Origin of the sequence: Caulobacter sp. LjRoot300, assembly GCF_964253875.1 — a bacterium.
Taxonomy (GTDB): domain Bacteria; phylum Pseudomonadota; class Alphaproteobacteria; order Caulobacterales; family Caulobacteraceae; genus Caulobacter.
In genome coordinates, this window is record NZ_CAXUSA020000001.1 from 830,256 (window position 1) to 856,901 (window position 26,646).

Annotated in this window: 18 protein-coding genes and 2 pseudogenes; 16 read left to right on the plus strand and 4 right to left on the minus strand. The window is 68.2% G+C overall.

Features of this window, described 5'->3' with window-relative positions:
- Positions 1-78: 78 nt before the first annotated feature.
- From hutI to ACSQ2G_RS03860, 6 genes are all read left to right on the plus strand, one after another.
- A complete protein-coding gene (gene hutI, locus ACSQ2G_RS03835) occupies positions 79-1,290 on the plus strand; it encodes an imidazolonepropionase (RefSeq protein WP_436028418.1) in 1,212 nt (403 codons plus the stop codon).
- Positions 1,287-2,822, plus strand: a complete 1,536-nt coding sequence (gene hutH / locus ACSQ2G_RS03840; RefSeq protein ID WP_436028420.1) for a histidine ammonia-lyase — start codon at positions 1,287-1,289, stop codon at positions 2,820-2,822. Before hutI ends, hutH begins: the two co-directional genes overlap by 4 nt.
- A gap of 124 nt (positions 2,823-2,946) precedes the next feature.
- Complete coding sequence (hutG, locus tag ACSQ2G_RS03845; protein WP_436028422.1) at positions 2,947-3,768, plus strand: N-formylglutamate deformylase; 822 nt, start codon at positions 2,947-2,949, stop codon at positions 3,766-3,768.
- A gap of 123 nt (positions 3,769-3,891) precedes the next feature.
- A complete protein-coding gene (gene hutU, locus ACSQ2G_RS03850; protein ID WP_436028424.1) occupies positions 3,892-5,556 on the plus strand; it encodes a urocanate hydratase in 1,665 nt (554 codons plus the stop codon).
- Positions 5,556-6,104 (plus strand): HutD/Ves family protein, encoded by a 549-nt coding sequence (locus ACSQ2G_RS03855; RefSeq protein ID WP_436028426.1) that lies wholly within the window; start codon positions 5,556-5,558, stop codon positions 6,102-6,104. The genes hutU and ACSQ2G_RS03855 overlap by 1 nt, the downstream gene beginning before the upstream one ends.
- 149 nt (positions 6,105-6,253) lie before the next feature.
- Entirely contained in the window at positions 6,254-6,934 is a 681-nt protein-coding gene (locus ACSQ2G_RS03860) for a M23 family metallopeptidase (RefSeq protein ID WP_436028428.1), read from the plus strand.
- Positions 6,935-7,094: 160 nt separating this feature from the next.
- Here the strand turns inward: ACSQ2G_RS03860 and ACSQ2G_RS03865 are convergent.
- From ACSQ2G_RS03865 to ACSQ2G_RS03880, 4 genes and pseudogenes are all read right to left on the minus strand, one after another.
- A pseudogene (locus tag ACSQ2G_RS03865) lies at positions 7,095-10,114 on the minus strand (TIM-barrel domain-containing protein).
- Positions 10,015-11,670: a DUF5597 domain-containing protein gene (locus ACSQ2G_RS03870; RefSeq protein WP_436028929.1), complete on the minus strand. Its 1,656-nt coding sequence runs from the start codon at positions 11,668-11,670 to the stop codon at positions 10,015-10,017. The pseudogene ACSQ2G_RS03865 and the gene ACSQ2G_RS03870 overlap by 100 nt, the downstream one beginning before the upstream one ends.
- A gap of 375 nt (positions 11,671-12,045) precedes the next feature.
- Entirely contained in the window at positions 12,046-13,560 is a 1,515-nt protein-coding gene (locus ACSQ2G_RS03875; protein ID WP_436028429.1) for a tryptophan halogenase family protein, read from the minus strand.
- Between the two features lie 137 nt (positions 13,561-13,697).
- A complete protein-coding gene (locus ACSQ2G_RS03880) occupies positions 13,698-16,517 on the minus strand; it encodes a TonB-dependent receptor (RefSeq protein WP_436028430.1) in 2,820 nt (939 codons plus the stop codon).
- A gap of 445 nt (positions 16,518-16,962) precedes the next feature.
- Between ACSQ2G_RS03880 and ACSQ2G_RS03885 the strand changes: the two genes are divergently transcribed.
- From ACSQ2G_RS03885 to ACSQ2G_RS03930, 10 genes and pseudogenes are all read left to right on the plus strand, one after another.
- Positions 16,963-18,699 (plus strand): IlvD/Edd family dehydratase, encoded by a 1,737-nt coding sequence (locus ACSQ2G_RS03885; protein WP_436028432.1) that lies wholly within the window; start codon positions 16,963-16,965, stop codon positions 18,697-18,699.
- Between the two features lie 9 nt (positions 18,700-18,708).
- A complete protein-coding gene (locus tag ACSQ2G_RS03890) occupies positions 18,709-19,641 on the plus strand; it encodes a 2-dehydro-3-deoxygalactonokinase (RefSeq protein ID WP_436028434.1) in 933 nt (310 codons plus the stop codon).
- A complete protein-coding gene (locus tag ACSQ2G_RS03895; protein WP_436028435.1) occupies positions 19,634-20,263 on the plus strand; it encodes a 2-dehydro-3-deoxy-6-phosphogalactonate aldolase in 630 nt (209 codons plus the stop codon). Before ACSQ2G_RS03890 ends, ACSQ2G_RS03895 begins: the two co-directional genes overlap by 8 nt.
- A gap of 48 nt (positions 20,264-20,311) precedes the next feature.
- A complete protein-coding gene (locus ACSQ2G_RS03900) occupies positions 20,312-21,877 on the plus strand; it encodes a sodium/sugar symporter (RefSeq protein WP_436028437.1) in 1,566 nt (521 codons plus the stop codon).
- Positions 21,878-22,063: 186 nt separating this feature from the next.
- The gene (locus tag ACSQ2G_RS03905) at positions 22,064-22,792 is read left to right on the plus strand and encodes a FadR/GntR family transcriptional regulator (protein WP_436028931.1); all 729 of its coding nucleotides are present in this window, start codon (positions 22,064-22,066) and stop codon (positions 22,790-22,792) included.
- Positions 22,793-22,894: 102 nt separating this feature from the next.
- Positions 22,895-23,911, plus strand: coding sequence for a glycoside hydrolase family 5 protein (locus ACSQ2G_RS03910; protein ID WP_436028439.1), 1,017 nt, complete (start codon positions 22,895-22,897; stop codon positions 23,909-23,911).
- Between the two features lie 290 nt (positions 23,912-24,201).
- A complete protein-coding gene (mgrA, locus tag ACSQ2G_RS03915; protein WP_436028932.1) occupies positions 24,202-25,218 on the plus strand; it encodes an L-glyceraldehyde 3-phosphate reductase in 1,017 nt (338 codons plus the stop codon).
- 83 nt (positions 25,219-25,301) lie between these two features.
- Positions 25,302-25,460, plus strand: a pseudogene (locus ACSQ2G_RS03920) (helix-turn-helix domain-containing protein); the annotation flags it as partial.
- Positions 25,461-25,650: 190 nt separating this feature from the next.
- Complete coding sequence (locus ACSQ2G_RS03925) at positions 25,651-25,992, plus strand: hypothetical protein (RefSeq protein WP_436028441.1); 342 nt, start codon at positions 25,651-25,653, stop codon at positions 25,990-25,992.
- Between the two features lie 185 nt (positions 25,993-26,177).
- Entirely contained in the window at positions 26,178-26,534 is a 357-nt protein-coding gene (locus ACSQ2G_RS03930) for a hypothetical protein (protein WP_436028443.1), read from the plus strand.
- The last annotated feature ends 112 nt before the right edge of the window (positions 26,535-26,646 follow it).

The following is a 26,646-nucleotide window of genomic DNA, read 5'->3' on the forward strand; positions in this document are numbered from 1 at the left end:
CCTCGTGTCGAGCGAATATGTCTATACATATTGAAGCCGTCGGCAAGAGACCGGACCGGCGTCGGGAGATCCCAGGCCATGCGCTGCGATCGGGTGTGGAGCAAGGCCCGCCTGGCCACTTTCGCCGCCGATCGCGCGGGGATGGGCGTGGTCGAGGACGGCGTCGTCGCCAGCCTGGACGGCCGCATCGCCTATGCCGGCCCCGCCGCCGTGGCTCCCGCCTTCGAGGCCGCCGAGACCATCGACTGCGAAGGCCGCTGGATCACGCCCGGCCTGATCGATCCCCACACCCACCTGGTGTTCGGCGGCGACCGCGCCCACGAGTTCGAGCTGCGGCTGGCCGGCGCATCTTACGAGGAGATCGCCCGAGCCGGCGGCGGCATCGTCTCGACCATGAAGGCCACCCGCGCCGCGTCGCAGGCCGAGCTGGTCGCCAGCGCCCTGCCCCGCCTGGACGCCCTGATCGCCGAAGGCCTCACCACGATCGAGATCAAGTCCGGCTACGGCCTGTCGTTGGATGACGAACTGAAGAGCCTGCGCGCCGCCCGAGGCCTGGCCGAGGCTCGCCCCGTTTCGGTGACCACCACCTTCCTCGGCGCCCACGCCCTGCCGCCGGAATATGCCGACGCGCCCGACGACTATATCGACCATGTCTGCTTCCAGATGATCCCCGCCGTCGCCGCCGAGGGGCTGGCCGACGCGGTCGACGCCTTCTGCGAGGGCATCGGCTTCACCCCGGCCCAGACCCGCCGGGTGTTCCAGGCGGCGCGCGAGCACGGCCTGCCGGTCAAGCTGCACGCCGAGCAGTTGTCGAACCAGAACGGCGCGGCCCTGGCCGCCGCCTTCGGGGCGCTGTCGGCCGACCACCTGGAGCACCTGGACGCGGCCGGCGTCGCCGCCATGGCCCAGGCCGGCACGACGGCGGTGCTGCTGCCCGGGGCCTTCTATTTCGTCCGTGAGACCAAGCTTCCGCCAATCGACGCGTTGCGCGCCGCCGGCGTGCCGCTGGCCCTGGCCACCGACTGCAACCCCGGCACGTCGCCCCTGACCAGCCTGCTGCTGACCATGAACATGGCCGCCACCCTGTTCCGGATGACCGTCGACGAATGCCTGGCCGGCGTCACGCGCGAGGCCGCGCGAGCCCTGGGCCGCCTCGACAGCATCGGCACGCTGGAGGCCGGCAAGGCCTGCGACCTGGCCGTCTGGGACATCGAGCGTCCGGCCGAACTTGTCTACCGCATGGGCTTCAATCCGCTCCATGCGCGCGTCTGGAAGGGTGAAATCGCGTGACCGAAGTCGTTCTCAACCCCGGTGAAGTCAGCCTCGCCGACTGGAAGGCCGTCTATCGCGGCGCGCCCGCGCGCTTGCCGGAAAGCGCCGCCGCGCTGATTGCGCAGAGCGCGGCGGCGGTCGAGCGCATCCTGGCCAAGGGCGCGCCGGTCTATGGAATCAACACCGGCTTCGGGAAGTTGGCCAGCGTGCGGATCGGCGACGCCGACCTGGAGACCCTGCAGCGCAACATCGTCCTGTCCCACGCCGCCGGCACGGGCGCGCCGTCGCCGGTCCCGGTGATCCGGCTGATGATGGCCCTGAAGCTGGCCAGCCTGGCCCAGGGCGCCTCGGGCGTGCGGCCGGCGACCACCGACCTGATCGAGGCCATGCTGGTCCACGGCCTGACCCCGGTGACGCCTTGCCAGGGCTCGGTCGGCGCCTCGGGCGACCTGGCGCCGCTGGCCCACATGGCCGCGACGATGATCGGGGTCGGCGAGATCTTCGTCGAGGGCCGGCGCCTGCCCGCCGCCCAGGCCCTGGCCGAGGCCGGCCTCGCGCCGCTGGTGCTCGGCCCCAAGGAAGGCCTGGCCCTGCTGAACGGCACCCAGTTCTCGACCGCCAACGCCCTGGCCGCCCTGTTCGACGCCGAGCGCCTGTTCCAGTCGGCCCTGGTCACCGGCGCCCTGGCGACCGAGGCGGCCAAGGGTTCGGACACCCCGTTCGACCCGCGCATCCATGCCCTGCGCCGCCAACCCGGCCAGATCGAGACCGCCGCCGCCTTGCGCGGCCTGATGGCCGGCTCGGCGATCCGCGACTCCCACCGCCAGGGCGACACGAGGGTGCAGGACCCCTACTGCCTGCGCTGCCAGCCGCAGGTGATGGGGGCGGCCCTGGACGTGCTGCGCCAGGCGGCGGTCACCCTGTCCACCGAGGCCAACGGCGTTTCGGACAACCCGCTGATCTTCCCTGAGACCGACGAGGCCCTGTCGGGCGGCAACTTCCACGCCGAGCCGGTGGCCTTCGCCGCCGACATGATCGCCCTGGCGGTCTGCGAGATCGGCTCGATCGCCGAGCGCCGGATCGCCATGCTGGTCGACCCCGCCTGCTCGGGCCTGCCGGCCTTCCTGACCCCCAAGCCGGGCCTGAACTCCGGCTTCATGATCCCGCAGGTCACGGCTGCGGCCCTGGTGTCGGAGAACAAGCAGAAGGCCTATCCGGCCAGCGTCGACTCGATACCGACCTCGGCCAACCAGGAGGACCACGTCTCGATGGCCGCCCATGGCGCGCGGCGGCTGCTGGCCATGGTCGAGGCGGCCGAGGCGGTGATCGGCATCGAGCTGCTGGCCGCCGTCCAGGGCTGCGACTTCCACGCGCCCCTGACCTCGAGCCCGGCCCTGGAGGACGTGCGGCGAGTGCTGCGCGCCCAGGTGCCGCACCTGTCGGACGACCGGCACTTCCATCCGGACATGGAGGCGGCCAACGCTCTGGTGCGGTCGGGGGCGGTGGTGGCGGCGGCTTCGAGCGTCGAACTGCCGGGGGTGGGGGCGTGACCTCTCACCTTCACCAACGTTGTCATCCCGGACAAGCGCGCAGCGCGCCGATCCGGGGCCGACGCGTGAACGCGGCGCTTCCGGCGGTCCCGGGTCTTCGCTTCGCTACGCCCGGGATGACAGCATGAGCGAGGTTGACTGGCTCCACGTCCAACGCGGCGAGGCCCCGCTCGTCGTCAGCATCCCCCACGCCGGGACGCTGATCCCCGCCGACCTCGAACCCCGCCTCGTCTCGCCCTGGCTGGCCCGCAAGGACGCCGACTGGTGGCTGGAGCGGCTGTACGCCTTCGCCGGCGAACTGGGCGCGACCGTCGTCCGCACCGGCGTGTCGCGCACGGTGATCGACGTCAATCGCGACCCGTCGGGCGCCTCGCTCTATCCGGGCCAGGCGACCACAGGCCTGTGTCCGACCGAAACCTTCGACGGCGAACCGCTGTACCGGGCCGGCCAGGAACCGACCGACGCCGAGATCGCGGCCCGGCGGGCGCGGTTCTTCGATCCCTATCACGACGCCCTGCGCGGCGAGCTCGACCGGCTGCGCGGCCTTCACGGCAAGGTGGTGCTCTATGACGCCCACTCGATCCGCTCGCGGGTCCCGCGGCTGTTCGACGGCGAGCTGCCGCAGTTCAACATCGGGACCAACGGCGGCGGATCCTGCCCCCCCGCCCTGGCCGCCGCCGTCGAGGCCGCCTGCGACGTCGCCGGCCTGTCGCGGGTCACCGACGGCCGCTTCAAGGGCGGCTGGATCACCCGCCATTACGGCCGGCCGGACACCGGCGTCCACGCCGTGCAGATGGAGCTGGCCTGCCGCGGCTACATCGACGAGCCGCCGGCTCTTGCGCCCGATAGTTGGCCCACGCCCTACCACCCGCCCCGCGCCGCCCCGCTGCGCGAAGCCCTCACCGACGTGCTGAAGGCCTGCCTGGCCTTCGCGAACAGCGCCTGACCACGGAACGAAACCTCGTCCTTCGACAAGCTCAGGATGAGGTTTCGAATGACGCCCAGTAGCCCTCATCCTGAGCTTGTCGAAGGACGAGGGCGGCCCCCAAAACCTCCATCGAGACCCGCCATGACCCGCCTCGACAACACCCGCGTCATCCGCCCCGCCACCGGAACCGAGCTCACCGCCAAGAGCTGGCTGACCGAGGCCCCGCTGCGGATGCTGATGAACAACCTGCACCCCGACGTCGCCGAGCGGCCCGAGGAGCTGGTGGTCTATGGCGGCATCGGCCGGGCGGCGCGCGACTGGGAGAGCTACGACAAGATCGTCGAGACCCTGCGCCGGCTGGAGGACGACGAGACCCTGCTGGTGCAGTCGGGCAAGCCGGTCGGGGTGTTCAGGACCCATCCCGACGCGCCCCGGGTGCTGATCGCCAACTCCAACCTGGTGCCGCGCTGGGCGACCTGGGAGCATTTCAACGAACTCGACCGCAAGGGCCTGGCCATGTACGGCCAGATGACCGCCGGCTCGTGGATCTATATCGGCGCCCAGGGCATCGTGCAGGGCACCTACGAGACCTTCGTCGAGATGGGCCGCCAGCACCATGGCGGGGATCTTTCGGGCAAGTGGCTGCTGACCGCCGGCCTGGGCGGCATGGGCGGGGCCCAGCCCCTGGCGGCGGTAATGGCCGGGGCCTCGTGCCTGGCCATCGAGTGCCAGCCCTCGCGCATCGAGATGCGGCTGCGCACCGGCTATCTCGACAAGGCCACCGAAAGCCTCGACGAGGCCCTGGCCTGGATCACGGCGGCCAACGCCGCCAAGACCCCTGTCTCGGTCGGCCTGCTGGGCAACGCCGCCGAGCTGCTGCCGGCGATGTTCGCGGCGGGCGTTCGTCCCGACCTGCTGACCGACCAGACCAGCGCCCATGACCCGATCAACGGCTACCTGCCGGTCGGCTGGACCCTGGACCAGTGGGCGACGGCCAAGGAGCGCGAGCCGGAGGCTGTGAACCGCGCCGCCCGCGCGTCGATGGCCGTGCACGTCAAGGCCATGCTCGACTTTCAGGCGGCCGGCGTGCCCACCGTCGACTACGGCAACAACATCCGCCAGATGGCGCTCGAAGAGGGCGTGACCAACGCCTTCGACTTCCCCGGCTTCGTGCCGGCCTATATCCGCCCGCTGTTCTGCCGGGGGATCGGGCCGTTCCGCTGGGCGGCGCTGTCGGGCGATCCGGAGGACATCCGCAAGACCGACGCCAAGGTCAAGGAACTGATCCCCGACAACCCGCACCTGCACCACTGGCTGGACATGGCCGCCGAGAAGATCAAGTTCCAAGGTCTGCCGGCCCGCATCTGCTGGGTCGGACTGGGCGACCGCCACCGGCTGGGCCTGGCGTTCAATGAGATGGTCGCCAGCGGCGAGCTGAAGGCCCCGGTGGTGATCGGCCGCGATCACCTGGACTCCGGCTCGGTGGCCTCGCCTAACCGCGAGACCGAGGGCATGGCCGACGGCTCCGACGCGGTGTCGGACTGGCCGCTGCTGAACGCCCTGCTCAACACCGCCTCGGGCGCCACCTGGGTGTCGCTGCACCACGGCGGCGGGGTCGGCATGGGCTTCTCGCAGCACGCCGGCATGGTCATCGTCGCCGACGGCACCGAGGCGGCGGCCAGGCGCCTGGCGCGGGTGCTGTGGAACGACCCGGCCAGCGGGGTCATGCGCCACGCCGACGCCGGCTACGAGATCGCCCAGGACTGCGCCCGCGAGCATGGGCTGGACCTGCCGGGCATCCTGTAGTGCGCATCCTGCGCGCCGCCGACCGGGTCGCCACGCCGTGGAAGAACGGCGGCGGCGTGACCCGCGAGGTCGCCGCCTGGCCGCCGGGCGCGGGGCTGGACGCCTTCGACTGGCGGGTCAGCCTGGCCGACGTCGCGGCCGACGGGCCGTTCTCGACCTTTCCGGGCGTCGACCGGATCCTGACGGTGATCGCCGGCGACGGTCTGGTGCTGGAGATCGACGGCCAAGGGGTGCGCCTGGAGCCCCGCGCGCCCCTGGCCTTCCCCGGCAAGGCCGCCGTCGCGGCGCGCCTGCCCGCCGGCCCGGTCCGCGACCTCAACGTCATGGTCCGGCGCGGCGCGTGGACCGCGACGGTCCAGCCCTGGCGTGGCGGCCGCATCGTGGCCACGGACGGACCGGTGCTGGTCGTTCTGCTGGAAGACGCGGAAGACTTCGCCGCGCTGGACGGGGTTTTCATCGACGTTGGCGAGACAGCGACGCTTGATATTCCCGCCGAAGCCAGAGCATTGACCGTCACCCTGCGGCCGACCTCGCCAATCCCCGGCTGACAACGTTCAGTAGAGCTTCAAGCATAGCCACGGACGCACGCGACCGCGGGCCGCACTTGGCTTGCCATGTCTTCGCCTTATCTGGCGATTAACCAACCCAAACGCCCAACCCGCCGAAACGATCCCGCCGACAACTTCAGGACGATTTGATGCAAGCACCGGCTGCGAAGATGCTCGCCCCGCACAAACTCGCCCCCTGGGCGCGCGGCGCGCTGGGTCTGGCCCTGGTCTTCGCTCCGATGGTGGTGGCGGCGATGGAGAACCCGCACAACGCGCCGAGGGGGCCCTCGCCCGTCATGCAGCGCCTGCTGGCCGAGATGGCCGCCAAGCCGCAGAGGCCGGTCCGCAAGGAGCTGGTCTGGAGCGGCGCGGACATCGACGGCGACGGCTCCCCCGACTTCGCCAACCCGACCGGCGGCGTCCCGCGCGGCCACGACGACTTCGGCGACGGCCAGTTCGGCGCCCGCCGCGACGGCGGGGCGCGCGAGCACGAGGGCGTCGACTACGTGGCCACGGCCGGCCAGGACGTGAAGGCCCCGATCTCCGGCTACGTCACCAAGATCGGCTACGCCTATGCCGGAGACAGCGGCCTGACCTTCGTCGAGATCACCAATCCGGCCCTCGGCTACGTCGCCCGCGCCTTCTACGTGAAGCCCGGCGTCCAGGTCGGCCAGACCGTGCGCCTGGGCCAGACGATCGGCGTCGACCAGAGCCTGCAGGACCACTATCCCGGCATCACCGACCACGTGCACCTGGAGGTGATGCAGCCCGGCGGCGAACGGGTCAACGCGGCCGAGCTGATCACGCGCAAGCTGGTGGTGCAGGCTTAGCGCCAGCAGCCCCTCCCCCTCTGGGGGAGGCGATCGCGAAGCGATCGGTGGGGGGAGTTTTGGGCATTGAGACCTTAATCGGCCGCCGATCACTCCCCCCTCCGTCGGCTTCGCCGACACCTCCCCCATAGGGGGAGGATCTTGGATGCAGGGCGTCGCCCTACTTCCTCCGCGTCACCACCACCGGCTGGCCGCTGTAGGCCACGGTCTCGTCCACGGCGTCGAAGTCGACCGGCTTGGCGCCCGAACCGATGAAGCGGACCTTGATCGTCCGGTTCTCGACCATGCCCTTGAAGCTGCCCGAGCGCGCGCCGATCGTCAGACGACCCGAGGCGTTGTCGAAGCTCATCGGGATCCGGCTCCAGGCGCCGCGGGCGTAGCCGTTGCTGAGGCCGTCGTCCTCGTAGAGCTCGAACTTGCCGTCGGCCCCGGTGTAGACCACCACGGTCAGCGGGGCGTCGGGCTGTTCGCCGACATATTGCTGGACCACCGTGGTCGGCACGATCGAGCCGGCTTTCACGAACAGCGGCATGCGCGAGAGCGGGGCGTCGGCCTTGATGGTCTGGCCGCCCTTGAACGCCTTGCCGCTCTCGAAGTCGTACCAGCTGGCCCCGGCCGGCAGGTAGACCGACCGCGAGCGCGCCTTGAATTGCGTCACCGGCGCCACCAGGAACGCCTTGCCGAACAGGTACTCGTCATTGACGTCGCGCGCGGTCCTGTCGGACGGGAAGTCCATCACCAGGCCGCGCATCATCACGCCGTCGCGCTGATAGGTGTCGGCCGCCAGGGTGTAAGTGTAGGGCATCAGCCGGTAGCGAAGCTCGTCGTACCAGGCCAGCGCCTTGTAGACGTCGGTGCCCTCGTCGGCGAGGTTGTAGATCTCGCGGTACGGGAACTCGCCGTGGCTGCGGAACAGCGGGCTGAAGGCGCCGAACTGGAACCAGCGCAGGTTCAGCTCCTGCCACTCGGCCCAGTGGGCCGGGTCCTTGTTGGTGTAGCGGTCCTCGACCGAGAAGCCGCCGATGTCGGTGGTCCAGTTGGGCACGCCCGACATCGACAGGTTCACGCCGGCCGAGATCTGGTCCTTCAGGTCGTCCCAGCGCGCGACCACGTCGCCGCTCCACAGGGCCACGCCGTTGCGCTGGATGCCGCCGAAGCCCGAGCGCGACAGGATGAAGCTGCGCTTGTCGGGGTTCAGCGCGCGCTCGCCGTCGAACACGCCCTGGGTGTGGATCAGCGGGTAGGAGTTGTAGAACTCCGCGCCCGGGCCGATCGCCGTGGGCCCCATACGCAGGGTGCGCTCGGGGATGTCGAGGTTGGAGTGCATGTCCGGCTCGTCGCTGTCCATCCACCAGGCGTCGATGCCGAAGCCCTTCAGGCTGTCCTTGACCTGGCGCCAGTAGATGTCGCGCGCTTCCTTGGCGTAGGGGTCATAGAACGAGTTCAGATAACCCGGCCCCACCCAGTCCAGCGCGCCCTGCTCGATGTTGCGCTTGTACATGAAGCCCTTGGCGTCGAACTCCTTGAAGTGATCCGTGGTCGGATAGAACTTCGGCCAGATCGAGATCATGATGTGGCCGTTCATCCCGTGGATGTCGTCGACCATCTTCTTGGGGTCGGCGAAGCGGGTCTCGTCGAACTTGTGGCTGCCCCAGGCGTCGTCCTTCCAGTAGCGCCAGTCCATGACCACGTTGTCGATCGGCAGCTTGCGGTCGCGGTATTCCTTGAGCACCCCGACGATCTGGTCCTGGGTTTCGTAGCGCTGGCGGCTCTGCCAGAAGCCGTAGGCCCAGCGCGGCAGGGCCACGGCCTTGCCGGTCAGTTGACGATAGCCGCCGACCACCTGATCCAGGTCGTCGCCCGCCACGAAATAGTAGTCGACCGCATGGGCGACGTCCGAGGTCATGGTCAGCGACTTCTGGTCGGCCGCCGGGATCGGGTTGTTGTGCAGCAGGCCGATATAGCCCTCGTTAGGATCCCACTCGACGCGGATCTTGTGACGGGTCCCGGCCTTCATCGGAGCGGTGAAGTTGTGGAACCACGGGTTCCAGTTCTGCCGCCATCTGTCGATGACAAGATTGCCGTCGACATAGACCTTGGCGTAGCTGGACGAGTAGAGCTTGAACTTCTGGACGCCGCTGACCGAGGGCTCGACCGAGCCTTCCCAGACCACGGTGGCGCCCTTGACCGGCTTCTTGTCGGGCCCAGTCAGCTCGGCCGGCCAGTTGGGCAGGTCCTTCAGGAAGCGATAGTCGATGTCCTTTTCCGTCCGGGTCAGCTTCAGCGCCCCGTTGACGTAGTACTTGGCCGTGAAGCCGCCGGCCTTGCCGGCCGCGTCGAAGATCTTCAGGTCGCGCGAGGCCACGTCATAAGGCGTCGGGTCGCCGAACCGGGTGATGCCGTTGTTTTCCCACAGCAGGCCGTAGTTGCGGGTGGACAGCACGAACGGCACGGCGATGTCGCGGTTGTACTGGGCCAGTTCGACGTCCTGGCCATTGTAGTTCATCTGGCCGTTCTGGTGCTGGCCCAGGCCGTAGAAGGCCTCGTCCGTGCCCGGATTGAACTGCTGGCTGACGCTGTAGAAGGTCTTGCCGTCGATGGTCTCGGTCTTGAACGGACGCCGGCCGTTCTCGGCCAGGACCAGCTTGCCGGCCGCGTCGCGGAAGCTGACCTTGCCGTCGGCCAGCGAGACCTCGGCCGAGGCCTTGCCAGCCTTGATCACCACCTTGCCGCCCGCCTCCGTCACCGTGAAGGCGCCGCCCGGCTTGGCCGTCACCATCAGGCTGGGCGGGGTGTCGAGGCTGTCGGTCGGCGTCGCCGTGACGTGGAGGATGCGCTCGCCCATCACCTGCAGCCGCACCTTCTTGGCGGGCCCCGAGGCGGGGGTGACGACCACCCCGTCAGCGGTCTTCTCGAAGGCGCCGTCCAGCGCGAACGCGCTGGTCGAGGCCAGGAGGGTGAGCGTTAGGCCGGCGAGAAGGGCCTTGGGCAGCATGCGCATCGTTCTTCCCCTAGGATCTTTGATTTTTATCGCCGCCGATCCGGGTGGATCCCGGGATCGGCGTTTGAGTGACGGAGGTTTAGTAGGTGGCCAGCTTGACCTTCAGCACCTGCGGCAGGGTGGTCAGGTTCAGGCCATAGTCGCTCTGGTCGCCGTTCCACACGCGGTCGAACACCCACTGGCCGTTCTCGAAGTGGCCCTCCTCGACCCGGGCCAGCATGAACCGCTCGTCCTTGGCCGAGCCGAAGGTGACGCGGGCGCGATAGCCGGTGACCAGGAATTCGTTGGCCGAGAGCCGGGCGATCAGGGCGCCGCCGTCCGGGATCTCGCGGTTCGGCTGCTTCTCGGCCTTGGACATCCAGGGGGCCTCGATCGAGCCGAACTGCCATTCGCCGTACGAGACCGTGGCGGTCCAGCGGTCGCCCAGCTTCAGGGTCTCGGCCTTGCGGTCGTCGCCCTCGCCCACGCCCCAGACGTCGCTGGTGAACGACAGCCTGGCCCACTCGCGGGCCATGGGGGCCAGCAGGCGATAATGGGCACCAAAGTTCTCCAGCGTCTCGGCGTCCACCTGCTTGGCGCCGAGCGGGTAGTTGGAATAGCCGGTGTAGTCGAGGCCGAACGGCGAGAAGCCGATCCCGTGGCGGCCCAGAACGTCGTAGACATAGCGGGCATAGGCCTTGTCGCTGCCGATCTCGGGCACGAACAGGGCGTTGTCGGGGCGGCCGTACTGTTCCAGCGTCTTTCGGACGCTGGCGCTCTCGCGCATGTAGATGTCGGGCGCCAGGGCGTCGATCGACGGCGCGGCGGCCTTCCAGACCTCCAGCACGTTCCAGGTCGGCCCGCCCGACGAATAGGTGAACGGGTCCTGGTACTTGAAGGGGTCGCGCAGGGCGGCGTTGACGTACATCGGCAGCGGCAGCTCGCGCTTGCCGGCCGCGGCGACCTCGTCGACGAACCGGCCGATCGACCAGGCGTGGAAGAACTCGTCGGCGTCCTTGCCGAACACCGCCTGCCAGGTTCCCGGCGTCTTGCCCATGGCCTTGACCAGCTGGGCGGGCACGGGGCCTTCGAACAGCTTCTGGGCGGTGGGGGAATAGTCGCGGATCGCGCTGTACGTGCCCGTCTCGTTCTCGGGCTGGATCATGATCACCGTGTGATCCGGATCGGCCGCCTTCAGGTGGCGCATCAGGGCGACGAAGGCCTTCTTGTCGGCCTCCAGCGTGGCCGGGAAGTGCGGCGACAGCGAGTTCTTGACCTCGCCCTTGGCGTTGATCACCCGCGGGAAGCGCTTGTTGTCCAGCTTCACCCACTCGGGCGCGTATTGCGGGCCGTTGTTCTTCCAGGTGCCGAACCACAGCAGCACCAGCTTCACGTCGTTGTCGCGGGCCTGCTTGAGCAGCACGTCGACATAGGAGAAATCGAACTTGCCCTCGGTCGGCTCGATCTGCTCCCAGGCGACCGGGATCTCCAGGGTGTTGGCGTGCAGCGCCTTCACGGCCGGCCACACCTTGGGCAGCTGCGAGGGATAGTTGGCGGCGTTGTTGGCCTGGACGCCCAGCATCAGGAACGGCGCGCCATCCACCATCAGGGCGTGACGGCCGTCCTTCTCGACCAGCCTGGGAACGGGGGCGTCGGCGGCCAGGGCCGGCCCCGAGCCGAGGACGGCCACCGCGCACGAGGCGATCAGCGCGCAGGCCGCGGCCCGGACGGAAGTCTTTACGCCGTCGCCGGCCATCCTGTCATGGAACCGCAAACCGTCCCCTCCCCTCGCTGGCCGCCTGTCTCGCAAAACTCGCCGCGACGGCTTCGTTACCGCTAACATATAAATAGGACAATTAGACGAGGCAACCGGCTTTGCAAACCGTTTCACCCTCGTCCGGAAAGGCGGAAGGCTCTCCGCCAGGATGAGCACGAAAACGCCCCGTCCGGGCAAAAAAATCCGCGCATCGCCCGCAGGGGAACGATGCGCGGCGGAGAATCCGCACGGATTCGGGGAGATATGATCCCGTGCTTGTGGCGTTCGGAGACGGGAGATCGCCACGCGACCTCGCCCTCACCCAAGCTTATATACTCCGACAAATAAGCTGGCAAGCGATCTGCCCCCCTGACATCAGCCCAGCGGTTCGGCGCGGCAGTTGCGGACGATGAACTCGTCATGGGTCGGCAGGCCCTGGCAGATCTGGGCGATCGTCTGGCGGATCCCGCCTAGTCGGCGCTCGATGTCGGCCAGAGGCGGCACGTCGGCCATCCGGTCATGGTGCAGGGGCTCGATCCCCTGCCCCATGAACACCGCCAGCCAGCTGGGCTCGACGAACAGCTGGTCGTCGAAGCGGGCGATCCGGCCGCGGGCCCGGAACAGCTCGATCTTGTGCGCCAGGCTGTCGGGGATCGCCATGTCCTTGCAGTAGCGCCACAGCTCGGAATCGTCCCGCTCGGTGGCCTTGTAATGCAGGATGATGAAGTCGCGGATCTGCTCGTACTCGATCTTCGACAGGCGGTTGTATTCCTCGACCGTCGCCTCGTCGTGGGCTCCGGTCGGCAGCAGCGACAGCAGGCGGAACACCCCGGTCTGGATCAGGTGGATGCTGGTCGACTCCAGCGGCTCCATGAAGCCGCTGGCTAGGCCCAGGGCCACGACGTTCTTGTTCCAGGCCTTCTTGCGGCGGCCGGTGGTGAAGCGCAGCAGTCGCGGCTCGGCGCGCGGCGCGCCGTCCAGATTGGCCAACAGGGTGGCGGCGGCCTCGTCGTCGCTGATGAACGGACTGGAATAGACATAGCCGTTGCCGATCCGGTGCTGCAGCGGAATGCGCCACTGCCAGCCGGCCTTACGGGCGGTCGAGCGGGTGTAGGGCGTCCTCGGCGAGACGCTGTCGCAGGGCACGGCCAGGGCCCTGTCGCACGGCAGCCAGTGGGTCCAGTCCTCGTAGCCGGTCTTCAGGGTCTGCTCGATCAGCAGGCCGCGGAAGCCCGAGCAGTCGATGAAGAAGTCGCCGTCGATCCGCTTGCCGCCTTCCAGCACCAGGGCCTCGATGAAGCCGTCGGCCGCGCGCTGCTTGACGTCCACGATCTTGCCCTCGATGCGCCGGACCCCGCGCTTCTCGGCGTAGTCGCGCAGGTAGCGGGCGTAGAGACCAGCGTCGAAATGATAGGCGTAGCTCAGCTGGGGCAGCTCCGGGGGCAGGTCGCGGGGCGGGATGACGAACTTGCCCATGCGCGCCGCGACCGTCGCCAGCGAATAGTCGTCGATCGCGCTGGTGTCGCCATGCTGGCGCAGCCGCATCCAGTAGTGGTGGAACGACACCGCCTCGATGGTCTGCCCGTGCGGTCCGAACGGGTGGAAATAGGTATGGCCTTGCCGGGTCCAGTCGCGGAACTCGATCCCCAGCTTGAAGGTCGCCTGGGTTTTTTTGACGAAGTCCACCTCGTCGATGCCCAGCAGGCTGTTGAGGAACTGCATCGGCGGAATGGTGGCCTCGCCGACCCCGACCGTGCCGATCTCGTCGGACTCGATCACGTAGACCTCGCCGATCTGGCCCTTCATGGCGTGGGCCAGGGTCGCCGCCGCGATCCAGCCGGCGGTTCCGCCGCCGACGACGACGAACTTCTTGGGAGCTTGATCGGTCATGTCGCGGAGTATCCGTCATGCGTCGCGACGGGCAGGCTAAACGCCTTCGCCCGCCGCGCGGAATGAAAAAAGCCCCCGCCCCTTCCCGGCGGACCGGGACGAGACGGGGGCCTGTTCAGGAGTTCGCCGAAGCGATCCTAGAAGGTGCCGCGGAGCACGATCGAGTAGCGGCGATCGGCCGTGACCCAGTTGTGGCCCGTCAGGCCCTCTTCGGGCCGGTTGGGATAGCTGACCAGGATCTTGCTCTTGGCGTTGGCCAGGTTCGCCGCCTGGAAGCCGATCTTCAGGGCGTCGTTGACGGTGTAGAACACCGAGCCGTCCAGCTGACCGTAGTCGCCGTACCAGGCCGGGATGTTGATGTTCGCGGCCGTGGTGGTCAGCAGGTAGCGCTCGCGCCAGTTATAGGCCAGGCGCGCCGAGACCTTGCCGAGGTCATAGAGCGCCGCGACGTTGTAGCTGGTCCTCGACATGCCCTCGAGCGGCAGGTCCTCGTTTTCGGCGTTGACGACCTGGGTTTTGTCGTAGGGGTTGACCGCTGCGTTGCGCGTGCCGCTGCTGTCGATATAGGTGAAGTTGGCCTGGGTGCCGAAGCCGCGCAGCAGACCGGGCAGGAAGTCGTAATACTGCTGGTAGGCGACTTCGAAGCCCTTAACCTTTCCGTGACCGGCGTTGTACGGCTGGTTCACCTGGACGGTGCGGGTCACGCCGTTGTTGGTGAAGCTGAGGTTGGTCGGGCTGTTGGCGATGAAGTTGTAGATGTCCTTGTAGAACACCGTCGCTGTCACGCTGCCGGTCGAGTTGAAGTACCACTCGTACGACAGGTCGTACTGGGTCGAGCGGATCGGCTTCAGGTCCGGATTACCGGCGTCGGCCGTGTACTGATAGACGCAGTTGACCGGAGCATTGGAGGGGTTGCTTTGGCTGCAAACGCCGCCGCTGAGGATGCCATTGGTGGCGTTGATCGAGTAGTTCGGCGCCAGCTGCTGGAAGTCCGGACGGACGATGGACTTGGCCGTCGCGAAGCGGATGAACATCTCCGGGCTGAGCTTCAGGCGCACGTTCAGGCTGGGCAGGAGGCTCACATAGTCGCGACCGCCCTTGCGGGGGCTGGAGGCCCCGTTTCCGAACGCCTTGTCGTCGGCGGGTAGGCTGGAGCTGCTGCTGCCGTTGTTCAACGGGAAGACCTGGGTGCCCTGGGACTGGGTCTCGGTCTTGACGACGCGCAGGCCGATGTTGCCGTCGATCTCGCGCTGGTCGCCCCACAGCGAGACGTCGTGGCCGAACCGCAGCAGGCCGTAGGCCGCCAGGGTCTCTTCCTTCTGGTGGTTGATGCTGCCCTTGCCGCCTGTCGGGGTTTGCTCGTCGAAGACGCCGTTGAACGCACGCCAGCCGCCGCCGTTCGCTCGCGAGATTCGGTCGAGCACCTGCGATGTGTCGCCGTAATTGTTCACGAAGGCCGCGGTCGGCATCACGAACGGCGCGGGCAGCTTGGTCTTGCCGCGGAAGTAGTTGTCGAACGGGAAGAGCTCGTAATAGCCCTGGTACCCTTCGAGTTGATCGATGGTTTTCGACCCCGTCCAGCTCGGCGCCACCGTGTCCCAACGATAGGCGGTCTCGCGGGTGGTCGCTTGACGATACTGGTGACGGACACCGAAGCGGAACGACTTCAGCCAGCTGCCTTCGTCGAAGCTGTACTCGCCGTCGAACCGCTCGGCCCATTCGGCGGCGTCGTTGCGGTCGTGGTGATCCATCGCCGCTTGCAGGTAGTAGTTGGCCGGATTGGCCAGGAACGCCGCATCGTTGTTGACCGTGATCTGGGGCAGGTCCCCGGTCAGATCCAGGGTGGCGGGCTGGGTCGCGCCGTTCAGCGCGTTGAACGCGGTGTTATCGACCGTCTTGGTCTTGGCGTAGATGTACTGGACGTCGGCGGTGAACGACCACTTGTCGTTGGGATTGTACTTCAGGTTCAGCGCGTAGTCCGAGGTCACCGAGCTGCGATCGGCGAAGCGGGTGTCGATCAGCGACGAGCCCAGGCTCGTGCCGCCGTTCGTGTCGGCCATCGTGCCCTTCAGGAAGTGGCCGGTATCGTCATAGGTGAAGCTGGTTCCGGCGGCCGGGCCATTATTCGTTCCGGGGTTGAAGCCGTTGGCCCGTTCGGTCGAGGCCTGCGAGGCCGACGAGCGCAGGAACTGCAGGCTGGCTTCCCATTGTTCGTTCGGACGCCATTGCAGGGCGGCCGCGATGCCCTTGCGTTCGCGCTCGAAGTCCAGGCTGCGATAGCCGTAGCCGCCGGGGACATACACCGTCTTGCCGGGAACCAAGTTGGTGCGGACGTTGAAGGGGTCGACCGACATGGTGTCGGTGCGGCTGCTCAGCTTGGAGTCGGACAGGTCGATCAGGAAGCCCAGCTCGCCGATGTTGGTGTCCCAGCGGTTGCTGTACAGGATCGAGCCGCTCGGCTCCCATTTGCGGGCCAGGTCGCCCCAGCTGGAATCCAGCGAATAGGCCAGGATGCTCTTCTTGGAATCGAACGGCATGCGCGTGCGCAGGTTGACCGTGCCGCCGACGCCGCCTTCGATGATGTCGGCCGACGGGTTCTTGTAGACGTCGACGCCGGCCATCAGCTCGGGCGGCACGTCTTCGAAGCTCAGGGTGCGGCCGGCCTTGGCCGAGAAGCTGTCGCGGCCGTTCAGTTCGCCGCGGACCCAGCTGAGGCCGCGAACCTGCACGCCACTGCCTTCGACCGAAATACGGTCGGCGTCGCGGGGATCCGCGGTGCGGCCGATGGTGACGCCCGAGATGCGTTGCAGGGCTTCGGTGACGCTGCGGTCGGGCAGGGCGCCGATGTCGGTCGAGGTGATCGAATCGACCATCTGCTCGGCGTTCTGCTTCAGCTTTTGCGCGGACTGGATGGCGGCGCGTTGGCCGGTGACCACGATTTCTTCGACCGTGTCCACGGGCTGGGCCGGAGCCGTCTGAGCGGAAGCGACGGCCGGCAGAGCGGCGCAGATGACGAGCGCTGACGCGCCCAAGAACATGGCGCTGCGACGAGAATGATGAGGTGACATTGCGGTTTCCTTCCCCGAGGTGAGATCCGTCCCGACGCTCTTCAAAGGCGTCGGTGACGTGCGCCGCGCACGGCGGTCACACGATCTGACCGGGACCTTTAGTCATATAATTCCGACTTACAAGTCGAAATTGATAGCGCTATCATTTCGGTGTGAAGGGCGACTTTTGCGCCACAGGTTTTGCAGCAAACCCGCGTCACGTCAGGAGAATCACAGCCTCAGGTCGTTTGCGCAATGCGTCACGGCGCCCCAGGTGTTTGCGACCGCCAGTATAATACTATAAATGCGCTAAATGGGTTTTTGAGCGGCTTCGACCGCGGCGTTAGGGCTGGTTATGAGTCAGGGAAACGGGGGCGGCAGGTTCCGCAGCGGCCACAGCTACGGAAAGCTGGATCGCGACGGGTTCATCCATCGCAGCTGGATGAAGAGCCAGGGCTTACCCGACGACGTGTTCGACGGCCGGCCGGTGATCGGCATCTGCAACACCTGGTCGGAGATCACCCCCTGCAACGCGGGCCTGCGCGACATCGCCGAGCACGTGAAGCGCGGCGTCTGGGAGGCCGGCGGCCTGCCGCTGGAATTCCCGGCCATCAGCCTGGGCGAGACCCAGATGCGGCCGACGGCCATGCTGTTCCGCAACCTGCTGGCCATGGACGTCGAGGAGTCGATCCGCGGCAACCCGATCGACGGCGTCGTGCTGCTGGGCGGCTGCGACAAGACCACGCCCGGCCAGATGATGGGCGCGGCCAGCGTCGACCTGCCGACCATCGTCGTCAGCTCCGGCCCGATGCTGAACGGCAAGTTCCGCGGCAAGGACATCGGCTCGGGCACCGACGTATGGAAGTTCTCCGAGGCGGTGCGGGCCGGCGAGATGACCCTGCCGGAATTCATGTCGGCCGAAAGCGGCATGAGCCGCTCGCCCGGCACCTGCATGACCATGGGCACCGCCTCGACCATGGCCGCGATCGTCGAAGCCATGGGCATGAGCCTGCCCTACAACGCCTCCATTCCCGCCGTGGACGCCCGTCGCGCCGCCATGGCCCACCACACCGGCCGCACCATCGTGCGCATGGTGCATGACGGCCTGACCATGTCGCAGGTGGCCACCCGCGCCGCCTTCGAGAACGCCCTGCGCGTCCACGCCGCGATCGGCGGCTCGACCAACGCCGTGGTCCACCTGCTGGCCCTGGCCGGCCGGCTGGGCGTCGAGCTGAGCCTTGAGGACTTCGACCTCCTGTCGCGCGACGTGCCGCTGCTGGTCGACCTGCAGCCCTCGGGCCGCTTCCTGATGGAAGACCTGCACTATGCCGGCGGCCTGCCGGCGGTGATGAAGCAGATGGCCCCGTTCCTGAACCCCGAGGCCCCCACCGTCTCGGGCGTGCGGATCGGCGAGCAGTACGAGAAGGCCGAGGTGTTCAACGCCGAGGTCATCCGCAGCGTCGAGGCGCCGGTGAAGCCCGACAGCGGCATCTGGGTGCTGCGCGGCAACCTGGCCCCCGGCGGGGCGGTGATGAAGCCCAGCGCCGCCAGCCCCGAGCTGTGCAGCCACCGGGGCAAGGCCGTGGTGTTCGAGACCATCGAGGACTTCCGCGCCCGCATCGACGATCCCGACCTGGACGTCGACGCCAGCTCGATCCTGGTGCTCAAGGGCTGCGGCCCCAAGGGCTATCCGGGGATGCCGGAAGTGGGCAACATGCCCCTGCCGACCAAGCTGCTGGAAAAGGGTGTCAAGGACATGGTCCGTATCAGCGACGCCCGGATGAGCGGCACGGCCTTCGGCACGGTGATCCTGCATGTCTCGCCCGAGTCCGACGCCGGCGGCCCGCTGGCCGTGGTCCGGAACGGCGACGAGATCGAACTGGACGGTCCGACCCGGTCGCTGAACCTGCTGATCCCCGACGAGGAGCTGGCCGCCCGACTGGCCGCCTGGCGCGCCAACCCGCCTGCGCCCAAGGCCACCCGCGGCTACGCCAAGCTCTACATCGACCACGTGCTGGGCGCCGACAAGGGCGCGGACCTGGACTTCCTGGTCGGCGCCAGCGGCTCGGTCGTCACCCGCGAGTCGCACTAGATGAACCCCATGGACAATTCCGTCACGATCTTCGGCGACTGGGGCACCTCGCGCCTGCGGCTCTACCTGCGCCAGGGCAAGAGCGTGCTGGACCGCCGCGACGGGCCGGGCATCGGCGCGCTCGAGGCCTCGCCGCGCGAGACCTTCCTGGACCTGGTCGGCGACTGGCGCGAGGCCAAGCCTTCGCTGGCCCTGCTGTGCGGCATGGTCGGGTCGCGCAACGGCTGGGCCGAGGCGGCCTACGCCCCCTGCCCGGCCAACGCCGCCGACATCCGCGAGCAGCTGCTGCATCTCGACGCCAACGGCCTGCCCGTCGCCATCGTCCCGGGCCTGTCGTGCCGCAACGCCCTGGGCGGCCCCGACGTGATGCGTGGCGAGGAGACCCAGATCCTGGGCGCGCTGGCCCTGAACCCCGACCTGGCCAAGGGCCGCCACCTGCTGGCCCTGCCTGGCACCCACACCAAGTGGGTGGTGGTCGAGGACGGGGCGATCGCCAGCTTCCTGACCGCCCCGGTCGGCGAGCTCTACGCCCTGCTGCGCGAGCACTCGATCCTGGCCAAGGCCGCGCCCGACGACGGGCCGGAATCGCCCGAGGGCTTCGCCCGCGGCGTCGCCCGGATCGTCGAACAGGGTCCCGCCCGGCTGCCGCACCTGATCTTCGAGACCCGCAGCCGGCAACTGCTGGACGGCCTGCCCAAGGACGAGGCCATGGGCTTCCTGTCCGGCCTGCTGATCGGGAGCGACGTCGCGGCCACCGCAAGCTGGTTCGGCGACCTGGGCCAGGTGTCGCTGATCGGAGCCCCCGCCCTCAGCGCCCTCTACGCCCAGGCCATCGCCGCCCATGGCGGTTCCAGCGTGGCCGTCGACGGCGATTCCGCCGTCCTGGCCGGCCTTGCGACCTTGTCGTCGCCCCAGAACAGTGGAGTTCATGTCCTTGCCTAGCCCGACCGCCGCGAACACGCCGCCCATCGTCGCCATCCTGCGCGGGGTGAAGCATGACGAGATCCTCGACATCGCCGCGGCCCTGGTTGAGGCCGGGATCGAGGCCATCGAGGTGCCGCTGAACTCACCCGACCCGCTGACGACCATCGGCAAGCTGTGCGCCGCGTTTGGCGACCATGTGCTCTGCGGCGCGGGTACGGTCCTGTCGCCGGAAGCGGTCGACCAGGTGGCGGGCGTCGGCGGCAAGCTGATCGTCACCCCCAACACCGACGCCTCGGTGATCTCGCACGCCGTGGGCCTGGGCCTGACCGTCATGCCCGGCTTCGCCACGCCCAGCGAGGCCTTCGTCGCCGTCAAGGCCGGGGCCAAGGCGCTGAAGCTCTATCCGGCCGGCACCTACGGCTTTGGGCACATCAAGGCCGTGCGCGACGTGCTGCCCAAGGACATCGCGGTCTACGCCGTCGGCGGGGTCGGGGCGGCCAATCTGAAACCGTGGATCGAGGCCGGCGTCGCCGGCATCGGCGTCGGCGGCGAACTCTATCGCCCGGGCTACACGGCCGAGGAGGTTGGCCAGCGGGCCAGGACCCTGGTCGCCGCCTGGGCGGAACAGACCGCGCGCTAGCGATCGTACAGCAACGACAAAGACGCCGGCCCTAAAGGGGGGACCCCAGTGAGAACCATCGACTTCGTCATCCTGGCGATCTACGCCGTCGCCATCTTCGGCCTGGCCCAGTGGGTCAGCCGCGACAAGGGCGGCCACCGCAAGGACTCCACCGACTATTTCCTGGCCGGCAAGGCCCTGCCGTGGTGGGCGATCGGCGCGTCGCTGATCGCCGCCAACATCTCGGCCGAGCAGATCATCGGCATGAGCGGCTCGGGCTACGCCCTGGGCCTGGCCATCGCCTCCTACGAGTGGATGGCGGCCCTGACCCTGCTGATCGTCGGCAAGTTCTTCCTGCCGATCTTCCTGAAGAACAACATCTCGACCATGCCGCAGTTCCTGGAACAGCGGTACGGCCCCAGCGTGCGCAACGTAATGGCCCTGTTCTGGCTGGTGCTCTACGTGTTCGTGAACCTGACCTCGATCCTGTGGCTGGGCTCGATCGCCATCCACACGGTGGCCGGCATCGACCAGATGACCGCCCTGGTGATCATCGGCGTCTTCGCCCTGGCCTACCAGCTGTGGGGCGGGCTGAAGGCCGTGGCCCTGACCGACATCGTCCAGGTGGCCCTGCTGATCACCGGCGGCCTGATCATCGTCTTCCTGTCGCTGACCAAGATCGGCCACGGCGACCTGCTGGCCGGCTTCAACCAGCTGACCACCCAGTTCCCCGACAAGTTCGACATGATCCTGTCGCGCGATAATCCGCACTACAAGGACCTGCCGGGCCTTTCCGTGCTGTTCGGCGGCCTGTGGGTGATGAACGTCTCCTACTGGGGCTTCAACCAGTACATCATCCAGCGCGCCCTCGGCGCCAAGGACATCGCCGAGGCCCAGAAGGGCATCGCCCTGGCCGCCTATCTGAAGCTGCTGATGCCGGTGATCGTCGTGCTGCCGGGCATCGCCGCCCTGGTGCTCGTGCCCGGCCTGGCCAAGCCCGACCAAGCCTATCCGGAGATGATGAAGCTGCTGCCGCCCGGCGTGCTGGGCCTGGTGTTCGCCGCCCTGGTGGCCGCGATCGTCGCGTCGCTGGCCGCCAAGATCAACTCGATCGCCACCATCTTCACCCTGGACGTCTACGCCAAGGTCCGGAAGGGCTCTTCGGAGCGCCACCTGGTCACGGTCGGCCGCATCACCGCCGTCGTCGCGGTGATCGTCGGTATCCTCATGGCCAAGCCGCTGCTGGGCAAGGCCGAGCAGGCCTTCCAGTTCATCCAGGACTTCACCGGCTTCTTCACGCCGGGCATCGTGGTGATCTTCATCCTGGGCCTGTTCTGGAAGCGCGCCACCACCGCCTCGGCCCTGGTCGCGGCGATCGGCGGCGCGGCCCTGTCGGGCGCCTTCTTCGTCGCCGACAAGGCCGGGGTGTTCGTGATCCCGTTCATGAACCGGGTCGGCCTGGTGTTCCTGCTGACCCTGGCCGCGGCGATCATCGTCTCGCTGGTCGCGCCGCAGAAGAAGGACGTCAACGTCGTCACCCTGGAGGGGGTCAGCTACAAGACCACCACCGGCTTCAATATCGCCGGCCTGGGCGTGATCTTGATCCTGATCGCCCTCTACGCCACCTGGTGGTGAGGGCCGGGACTGTGTTCGCGCCGACGACCGCCCAGACCTGAGCTCGAAGGCCTCGTCACGGTTGCCGTGGCGGGGCTCTCGTCTTTGACATGATTGTTCCGGGCGTGGACGAAGCACGCTACACAAGGTCTGACCTATTTCGACGACGACCAACTAGAGAAGCGTTTTGGGGGCGACAACTTGGTGATCCGCACGCAGCCAGGCCTCAGTCTGACCTATGGACTCGTCGAGTCCCTGGGCCAGGCCATTGTCACGGGGGAATACGCCCAGATCGGGTTTCCGACCGAGGGCGAGCTGTCCAAGCAGTTCGGGGCCAGCCGCACCGTGACGCGCGAGGCGGTCAAGATGCTGACGGCCAAGGGCCTGCTCAGCGCCCGTCCCCGCCACGGCACGGTGGTCGAGCCGGAGACCGAGTGGAACCTGCTGGACCCCGATGTCCTGCGCTGGATGCTGGAGCGCAAGTTCTCCCTGCGCCTGCTGGCCGAATTCACCGAGATGCGGCTGGGCATCGAACCCGCCGCCGCCGCCCTGGCCGCCCGCAACGCAGACGAGTCCGGGCTGAACGGCATCCGCAAGGCGCTGGATCGCATGAAGATCGCGGCCGAGGGCGAGGACGATCCGCTGACGGCCGACATCGCCTTCCACGTGGCGATCCTCAACGCCACCAAGAACCCGTTCTACCGCGACCTGCACGAGCTGGTGAACACCGCCCTGCGGATCTCGATCCGCTTCACCAACCGCATCAAGGGCCGCACCGCCTCGATCCCGTCGCACGAGGACGTGGCGAACGCCATCTTCGCCCGCAACGCCGAGGCGGCGCAGAAGGCCATGCAGGTGATCCTGGTCGACGTGCTGGAGCTGATCCGCGCCGCCTCGCCCAGCACCGAGTCCGAAGCCGCGCGTCGCGATGCCTGACCGGTCGGCCGCGCGCGATCGGGCTTGCGCGTGCGTCGCTTCCGGCTAAAGCTTGACAACGTTGTCAAACCAAGGCCCGCAGAGGCTGACCGAGGAAACGTCATGCTCAAAGCCCTCCAGGCCCATACCGGCGCCCTGGCCGCCTGCGCTGCCCTGCTCTCGGTCCTGGCCGCCACGCCGGCCGCCGCGCGCGAAATTTCGGCCGGAGACCAGGTCAAGGCCATGGCCCGGGGGATCAACGTCCTCGGCTACGATCCGCTGTGGAACGACCCGGCCAAGGCCCGCTTCCAGATGCGGCACTTCAAGACCATCAAGGACGGCGGCTTCGACGCGGTGCGGCTGAACCTGCACGCCTTCTCGCACATGGGCGCCGACAACCAGCTGGACCCGGCCTGGCTGAAGACGCTGGACCAGGTGGTCGAGGCCGCCCTGGCCCAGAAGCTGACGGTCATCCTGGACGAGCACGACTTCAACGCCTGCGGCGAGGATCCCGCCGCCTGCAAGCCCAGGCTGGTCTCCTTCTGGAAGCAGATCGGCGAACGCTACAAGGACGCGCCCGACGGGGTGATCTTCGAGCTCTTGAACGAACCGAACAAGGGCCTGACCGACGCGCTCTGGAACAGCTGGATCGCCGAGCTCCTGCCGGTGGTGCGGGCGACCAATCCCACGCGCAACGTCGTCGTCGGCCCGGCCCTCTGGAACAACATCGGCCACCTGGACCAACTGGAGCTGCCGCGGAGCGACCGCCACCTGATCGCCACCGTCCACTACTACCTGCCCATGGAGTTCACCCACCAGGGCGCGTCGTGGAACCCCGCCACGCCCAAGACCGGCGTCACCTGGGGCACGCAGGCCGAGCGCCAGCGAATGAAGGCCGACTTCGACGGCGTCCAGGCCTGGGCCAGGGCCCACGACCGGCCCATGCTGCTGGGCGAGTTCGGCGCCTATGACAAGGGCGACATGGCCTCGCGCGCCGCCTACACCGCCGCCGCCGCCCGCGAGGCCAAAGCCCGCGGCTGGGCCTGGGCCTACTGGCAGTTCGACAGCGACTTCATCGCCTACGACATCAAGAACGACGCCTGGGTGACGCCGATCCACGAGGCGCTGGTTCCCCGGTAGCCCATTCCCTCCGTTGTCATCCCGGCCTCGGGTCGCGCAAGCGGCCCGCCTGACGGCGGGCGGGCGCAGCGCTTGTCCGGGATCCAGGTGAACCGCAAGGCATAAGCCCAGTCCCCTGGGTCCCGGACAGCCTCTGCGAGGCTTCCGGGATGACAACCTTATGAGCGGTGGAACAGCCCTGGTGACAACGACCGGATTCCGCGCCATTCCCTCCACACCCCGCGCCCTCTCCACACAGGACCTCCGCCGTGCAGAAGCCCTACGTCGCCGCCGCCGACCGCTATGACGCCATGCCCTACCGCCGCACCGGCCGCAGCGGGCTGGACCTGCCGGCGATCTCGCTGGGCCTGTGGCAGAACTTCGGGGGCGCGGACGTCTTCGAGACCGGCCGCGCCATCCTGCGCCGCGCCTTCGACCTGGGCGTCACCCACTTCGACCTGGCCAACAACTACGGCCCGCCCTACGGCTCGGCCGAGGAGAACTTCGGCAAGGTGATGGCCAGCGACTTCGCCGCCCACCGCGACGAACTGGTGATCTCGACCAAGGCCGGCTGGGACATGTGGCCGGGCCCCTACGGCAAGATCGGCGGCTCGCGCAAGTACCTGATCGCCAGCTGCGACCAGAGCCTCAAGCGCATGGGCCTGGACTATGTCGACATCTTCTACTCGCACCGCGTGGACCCCACGACGCCGCTGGAAGAGACCATGGGCGCCCTGGCCCACCTGCACCGCCAGGGCAAGGCGCTGTACGTCGGGATTTCGTCCTATTCGCCGGAGCTGACCCGCCAGGCCGCCGCCATCCTGAAGTCGGAAGGCGTGCCGCTGCTGATCCACCAGCCGTCCTATTCGATGCTGAACCGCTGGATCGAGGACGACCTGCTCGACACCCTGGAAGACCTGGGCGTGGGCTGCATCGCCTTCTCGCCCCTGGCCCAGGGCATGCTGACCAGCAAGTACCTGGGCGGCGTGCCCCAGGACTCCCGCGCGGCCCGCGAGGGCTCGCTGGGCGGCCACCTGCTCAGCGCCGACAACCTGGCCCGCATCCAGGCGCTGAACGCGATCGCCAAGGCCCGCGGCCAGAGCCTGGCCCAGATGGCCCTGGCCTGGGTGCTGCGCGACCCGCGCGTCACCTCGGCCCTGATCGGCGCGCGCACAGTGGCCCAGCTGGAGGACTCGCTGGCGGCGCTGAACACCCTGGACTTCACGGCGCGGGAGCTGGGCGAGATCGACCGCCACGCGACCGAGGGCGCGATCGACCTGTGGAAGGTCTCGTCCAGCCTGGCGGCCTCGGACCTGCCCCAAGCCTAGCTGCATCTTGCGGTCGAACGCCGTCGGAATACAATCGCTCCATGACCGTGGGGGCCGATGGCTTGGACCAGACAGTGAGCGGCATGGACCGGCTGACCGAGCGCGAGCGCGATTGCCTTCGCCTGGTGGACGAGCATCTCAGCTCCAAGGAAATCGCCCGCCGTCTCGGCCTGTCCAAGCACACGGTCGACTGGCACCTGGACAAGGCCCGGCGACGTCTGGGCGTAGCGGACCGTTACGAGGCCGCCCGCCTGGTCTCGCCGCGCGGCCGGGCCTCCACCGCCCCCCCTCCGATCGCGTCGGGGTCCGACACGACGGGGCTAGCCCCCGCGCCTTCCTCCAGTTCTCCTGACCTCGTCGAGGTTTCGCGATCGCCCGGCCCTCAGGCCCCAGATCACGACCAAGATCGCGACATCGAGGAAGGAACAGCACGTGCCGCCACTCACGGACTCGCAGAAGGACGCGATCGACCAGGCCATCGGCCTGCGCCGCGACGCCCTGAACTTTCACAAGACCTGGCCGACGCTCAATTCGCAGGACGAGCTGGCGCCGGGCTTCACCTGGACGGAGCTGGAGCGACAGCTCGCCAGTCTTGCGGCGTCCGCTCAGAGCGCCCTGATGGCCTCGGACCTGGTCAGCGCGACGCGCAAGCAGGCGAATTTCAAGCCGCCGGAGATGGTGCTGCGCGAGATCCTCTGCGTGGCGGGCGCCTTGATGGACGAGAGCTTCCTGTCTCCCGCCCGTTCGGACATTGGGGAGGCCCCAATGACCTGACACTCGGCCATCGGCTGGCCTTCATCGCCGCCGTGATGCTCGCGACCACCTTCGCGTTCGGCTCCCTGCTCGCCGGCCTGCACGCCCTTCGGGGCCTCTTCTAGGCCGACCGGCCCCGACCGCGCCCCAAGCTTCACCCCGATGACGCGCCGTCCCAAGACCCACGCGGCGCCAGGAGAACCGTCATGCTCAAGGAACGCCGCAACGCCGCCGAGGCCGTCGCCGAGGCCCTGTTCGCCGCCGAGAAGGCCATCGACGCGGCCATCGCCAGCACCGCCGCCCTGACCACCCTGATGCCGGCCTCGCGGGAGGCCGCCAACCTGTCGGTGATGATCGGCCAGGACGCGCTCATCAGCGCGATCGAGACGATGCGCGCCCTGGGCGTGGCCCGGCAGAACATCCTGGAAACCCATCGGGGCCTCAGCAAGGCCCAGCACGACATCGGCCTTTCGGCCGTCTCGTTCGGCGGTGGCGGCGTCAAGCCGCCGCCCAGCCTGATCGGCAGCCTCCGGGCCGTGCCGACGACGCGCGAAGTCGCCTGACCCCTCCCCGCTCAGGCCTCGCGCCGCGGGCCCGATCATGCACCCCCACATGTGATCGGGCCCGCGACTTCGGTTTGCGTCGGAGTGGGGATACCCTGTGCTCTCGACGCTC